This window comes from Mesorhizobium sp. M7A.F.Ca.CA.004.12.1.1 (assembly GCF_003997835.1).
Classification (GTDB): domain Bacteria; phylum Pseudomonadota; class Alphaproteobacteria; order Rhizobiales; family Rhizobiaceae; genus Mesorhizobium.
In genome coordinates, this window is sequence record NZ_RZRK01000556.1 from 1 (window position 1) to 4,108 (window position 4,108).

Below are 4,108 nucleotides of genomic sequence, written 5' to 3' on the forward strand. Positions count from 1 at the left end.
GGGTGTCGTTATCGCACAGCGCCAGTGCGATGGCGCCGGCGGTCGCCGAGAGCGGCGCCGGCGGGCGGGCGAAGGCCGGCAGCGGCTGCACGCTGCCCGGCCGAGCCATTGCGTCCATGACGGCGCGGAACACGGTCTGGGCGTCGAAGACCGGATCGGCGAAACCGCCCTCGATCGATTGCGCTGCAATGTCCATCAGTCTTCTCCGCGAACCATGGTGAAGAAATCCACCTTCGTTGCCGCCGTCTCGGCGCGGCGTTTTTCATGCGCTGCGGTTAGAGCCGACCGCAGGGGCGCTATCAGCCCGGTCTCGACCTCATTGCGGCGGGCAGGGTCCTGCCACAGCGCGTCGGCGATGGCCGCCAGCTTCGCCTTCTGCTTGTCGCGGCCAAGCGCATAGCAATGGCCGACCTGACCGGAGGGCAGCCGGACGGTGGCGCGGGTAACGGTCGCCTCGCCGACATTGAAAGGGGCGCCGCCGCCGCCGATGCGGCCGCGCAGGGTGACAAGGCCGGTTTCGGGGCCGCGCAGCAACTCGGCGTCCGAAGGCAGTCCGGCCTCATTCCAGAGCCGTACGATGTCATCGCCGCTGGATTGCGCAAGGGTTGCCATGGCGGCCTTGCGCTCGGCCTGGTCGCGGGCTTCCTGTCCTCGCATAAGCTATCGTCCTCGTGGCTAAATTTGTCTATTGATATAGACAACTATACAAATTATACCTATTATCTAGCGCGTGTCCATGACGGGTGGATGACAGCGATAGAAGACTGGGCGCTGGAAGGTGGGGGGCAATGAGGGTCGGGCGGCTGTCAGCGGACGGCATCGAGCGGCGCAGTGGCGTTTCGCTGTGGCGGCAGATTGCCGACAAGATCCTGCATGCGATCGCCATCGGCGATTTCACGGAGAATGCAGCGCTGCCGCCGGAGGTGGCGCTGGCAGAACGCTATGGCGTCAACCGTCACACGGTGCGCAGCGCCATATCGGCCCTTGTAAGGGAAGGCGTGCTGCGGGCCGAGCAGGGGCGCGGCACCTTCGTGCTGTCGCGCAAGCGGCTGTCCTATCCGATCGGGGCGCGCACACGCTTTTCGACAGGACTGCAAGGGCAGACGACGGAACGGCACATCGTCCTGCTCGCCTCGTCGGTCGAGCCGGCCAGCCAGCGCGTCGCCGAGGGACTGGGTCTTCCCAAGGGAGCCGATGTGATCCGGTTGGAAACGCGCGGCGAAGCCGACGGACGGCCGGTGTCGCGCGCTGCCGGCTGGTTCGAGGCCCGGCGCTTTGCCGGCATCGATGCCGCGATGGCGGAAACAGGCTCGATCACCGCATCGCTGGCGCGGTTCGGCATAGACGACTATCTCAGGCAATCGACCGTGCTGTCGGCGCGCCATGCCGATGCGGCGGACCTTGCCGACCTCGACCTGCAGCCGGGCGCCATCGTGCTGGTCACGGTTGCCGTCAACGTCACGCCGGACGGCCAGCCGATCCAGTTTTCCGAGTCGCGGTTTCCGGCCGAACGGGTGGAGCTGAAGCTGTCGGCGCTGTAGGGAGTGGACAGCTCGGTCGCGCTTATTTTTCAGCGACTTGGCGTTTGAGGACCGCCTTCCCCCACTCCGTCTCGGCTTCGCCGAGCCACCTCTCCCCCCTCCGGAGGGAGAGGAAGGAGCCCGCCTTGCTAAGCTCGCACCCTTCCTCTACCCCGTCGATCGGGGGAGAGGTGGCTCGGCGAAGCCGAGACGGAGTGGGGGTCGACCTGCGCGGGCGTCTTCAATTCGGACCGGCTTCGCCGTCTGCCATGTTATGATCCGACCTCGATCACAGCCTTGATCAGGCCCGATTTCTCATGTGCCCAACGAGCCAGATCGCGCGGCGTGCCGGCGAGTGTGGTGCGGTGTGTGACGAGCTTGGCCAGGGGAACGGCGCCGTTGCGGATCGAGGCGGCGACGTGATCGAAGTCGGCGCGCAAGGCGTTGCGGCTGCCGATCAGCGTCATCTCGCGCTTGTGGAATTCCGGATCGGAAAAGCTGATGTCGTCCTTGACAACAGAGACCAGTACCAAGGTGCCGCCATGCGCGACATGGGCAAAGGCCGACTGCACCGACTGGGTGTTGCCGGTGGCGTCGAAGACCACATCGAAGCCTTCGCCTGATGTCGCTTGCCTGACCAGATCGGGCACCGCGCCGCGCGAGCCGTCGAGGGTCTGGAAACCAAGCTCATTTGCGGCGAAGGCGAGCCTTTCACTGCTCATGTCGAGCAGCGTCACGTCGAGTTCGGCGATGCGGGCGAAGATGGCGGTGCCGAGCCCGATCGGGCCGGCGCCGATGACCAGCGTGCGGGCGCCGGGGTCGGCGCGGGCGCGCCGCACGGCATGCGCGCCGATGGCCAGGAACTCGACTGCGGCGGCGTCGGCCAGCGACAGGCCGTTGGCCGGATAGAGATTTTGCGCCGGCACCAGGATCTGTTCGCACATGGCGCCGTCGCGATGCACGCCCAGCACCTCGATCCTGAGGCAGCAATTGGGCTTGCCGTGCCGGCAGGCGATGCACTTGCCGCAGGAAAGATAGGGGTTGATCACCACGGGCTCACCAACGGCAAGATCGACGCCGTCGCCGGTCTCGACGATCGTTCCCGACACCTCATGGCCCATGATGCGAGGATAGGCGAGGAACGGGTGCTTGCCCTCGAAAATGTGGTAGTCGGTGCCGCAGATGCCGACATGGCTGACCGCCACCAGCGCCCAGCCGGGAGGCGGTGCCTCTGGTGCGGGCCGGTCTTCAAGGACGAGATCGCCGGGCGAACGGCAGAGGACGGCTTTCATGCGCTAATCCAGTCATGAAATCGCCGGCCCGTTGGTGTGGCGGGCCGGCGGTTGATTGCGGGATCGCTACTTGCCGCGGCGGCGCAGGCCGTCGAAGTAGACGATGATGATGATCAGCGCGCCGGTGATGATGCGCTGCCAGAACGAATTGACGTTGAGCAGGTTGGCGCCGTTGTTGATGGTGGCCAGGATGAAGGCGCCGAGCAGCGGCCCATGCACCGAGCCGACGGCGCCGAACAGCGAGGTGCCGCCGATGACCGAAGACGCGATCGCCTGCAGTTCCCAGCCCTCGGCCTGCGTCGGGTTGCCGATGCCGATGCGGGCGGCCAGCAGCACGCCGACAAAGGCGGCGCACAGGCCCGACAGCGTGTAGGCCATGTAGATGGTGCGCTGGACATTGACGCCGGACAGACGCGAAGCCTCGGCGTTGGAGCCGACCGAAAACAGGTATCGGCCCCAGCGGCTGTGGTGCAGGAAGATATAGGCCGGAATGCCGACCAGGATCACCATCCAGAACAGGTTGGGGATGCCGATGAAGGAATTGCGCGAGAAGGCGGTGAAGGTGTCGCTGTTGATGTTGATCGAATTGCCGTTGGTCATCAAAAGGCCGATGCCGCGCAGCGAGGTCAGCGTTGCCAGCGTGATGATGAAGGGTGGCAGGCCCATCTTGACGATGCCGAAGCCGTGGAACATGCCGATGGCGACGCCGACCAGCAGCGTCACCAGAATGGCGAGCCAGATGGGGAAGCCGGCATTGATCATCATGGCCACGACCACCGTGGCGAAACCGACCACGGCGCCGACCGACAGGTCGATGCCGCCGGTGATGATGACGAAGGTCTGGCCGACCGCCATGATGGCGATCATCGAGCCCTGGCGCAAGAGATTGGCCATGTTGTTGGCGGAGGCGAAGCTCGTCGTCGCCACGGAGAGAAGAATCCAGAGCAGAACCAGCAGCGCCAAAAGCGTCAGCCCAAACAGGACGTTGTAGTTGCGCTTCGGTTTTTCGACGGCGATCGCCTCGGTGCTCATATCTGTCCTCCCAGCTTTTCTTGTTTCTCGGCGAGCGCCTGAGTGAGAATATCCTCGTGGCTGGCGGCGTGAAAACCGTGCGTCGCCACCAGTTTGCCGCGCCGGAACACATGCAGCGTGTCGGCGAGTTCATAGACTTCCGGCAGATAGGACGAGATCAGGATGATGCCGGCGCCCTTTGACAAAAGTGCGCTGAACAGGCGGTAGATCTCGGCCTTGGTGCCGACATCGACGCCGACCGTCGGTTCGTCGAAGATGAACAGC

General features: G+C 65.0%; 5 protein-coding genes and 1 pseudogene. 1 reads left to right on the forward strand and 5 read right to left on the reverse strand.

What is annotated here, in order from left to right; genetic code table 11:
* A partial coding sequence (locus EN984_RS24885) for a phosphonate C-P lyase system protein PhnH (protein WP_206517473.1) occupies positions 1-196 on the reverse strand: 196 nt, incomplete at its 3' end.
* The gene (gene phnG / locus EN984_RS24890; RefSeq protein WP_127267993.1) at positions 196-657 is read right to left on the reverse strand and encodes a phosphonate C-P lyase system protein PhnG; all 462 of its coding nucleotides are present in this window, start codon (positions 655-657) and stop codon (positions 196-198) included. The genes phnG and EN984_RS24885, both read right to left, overlap by 1 nt.
* A gap of 131 nt (positions 658-788) precedes the next feature.
* Here phnG and phnF point away from each other — a divergent pair, with 131 nt between their 5' ends.
* Complete coding sequence (gene phnF, locus EN984_RS24895; RefSeq protein WP_127267994.1) at positions 789-1,541, forward strand: phosphonate metabolism transcriptional regulator PhnF; 753 nt, start codon at positions 789-791, stop codon at positions 1,539-1,541.
* A gap of 251 nt (positions 1,542-1,792) precedes the next feature.
* Here the strand turns inward: phnF and EN984_RS24900 are convergent, their stop codons facing one another.
* From EN984_RS24900 to EN984_RS24910, 3 genes and pseudogenes are all read right to left on the reverse strand, one after another.
* Positions 1,793-2,812, reverse strand: coding sequence for a zinc-binding alcohol dehydrogenase family protein (locus EN984_RS24900; protein WP_127272464.1), 1,020 nt, complete (start codon positions 2,810-2,812; stop codon positions 1,793-1,795).
* Between the two features lie 66 nt (positions 2,813-2,878).
* Entirely contained in the window at positions 2,879-3,844 is a 966-nt protein-coding gene (locus tag EN984_RS24905; RefSeq protein WP_023812479.1) for an ABC transporter permease, read from the reverse strand.
* A pseudogene (locus EN984_RS24910) lies at positions 3,841-4,108 on the reverse strand (sugar ABC transporter ATP-binding protein); the annotation flags it as partial. The pseudogene EN984_RS24910 and the gene EN984_RS24905, both read right to left, overlap by 4 nt.

Excerpts from the sequence above, each read along its gene's own strand:
- phnG (WP_127267993.1), bottom strand. The coding sequence starts at position 657 with ATGCGAGGACAGGAAGCCCGCGACCAGGCCGAGCGCAAGGCCGCCATG.
- phnF (WP_127267994.1), top strand. The coding sequence starts at position 789 with ATGAGGGTCGGGCGGCTGTCAGCGGACGGCATCGAGCGGCGCAGTGGC.
- EN984_RS24900 (WP_127272464.1), bottom strand. The coding sequence starts at position 2,812 with ATGAAAGCCGTCCTCTGCCGTTCGCCCGGCGATCTCGTCCTTGAAGAC.
- EN984_RS24905 (WP_023812479.1), bottom strand. The coding sequence starts at position 3,844 with ATGAGCACCGAGGCGATCGCCGTCGAAAAACCGAAGCGCAACTACAAC.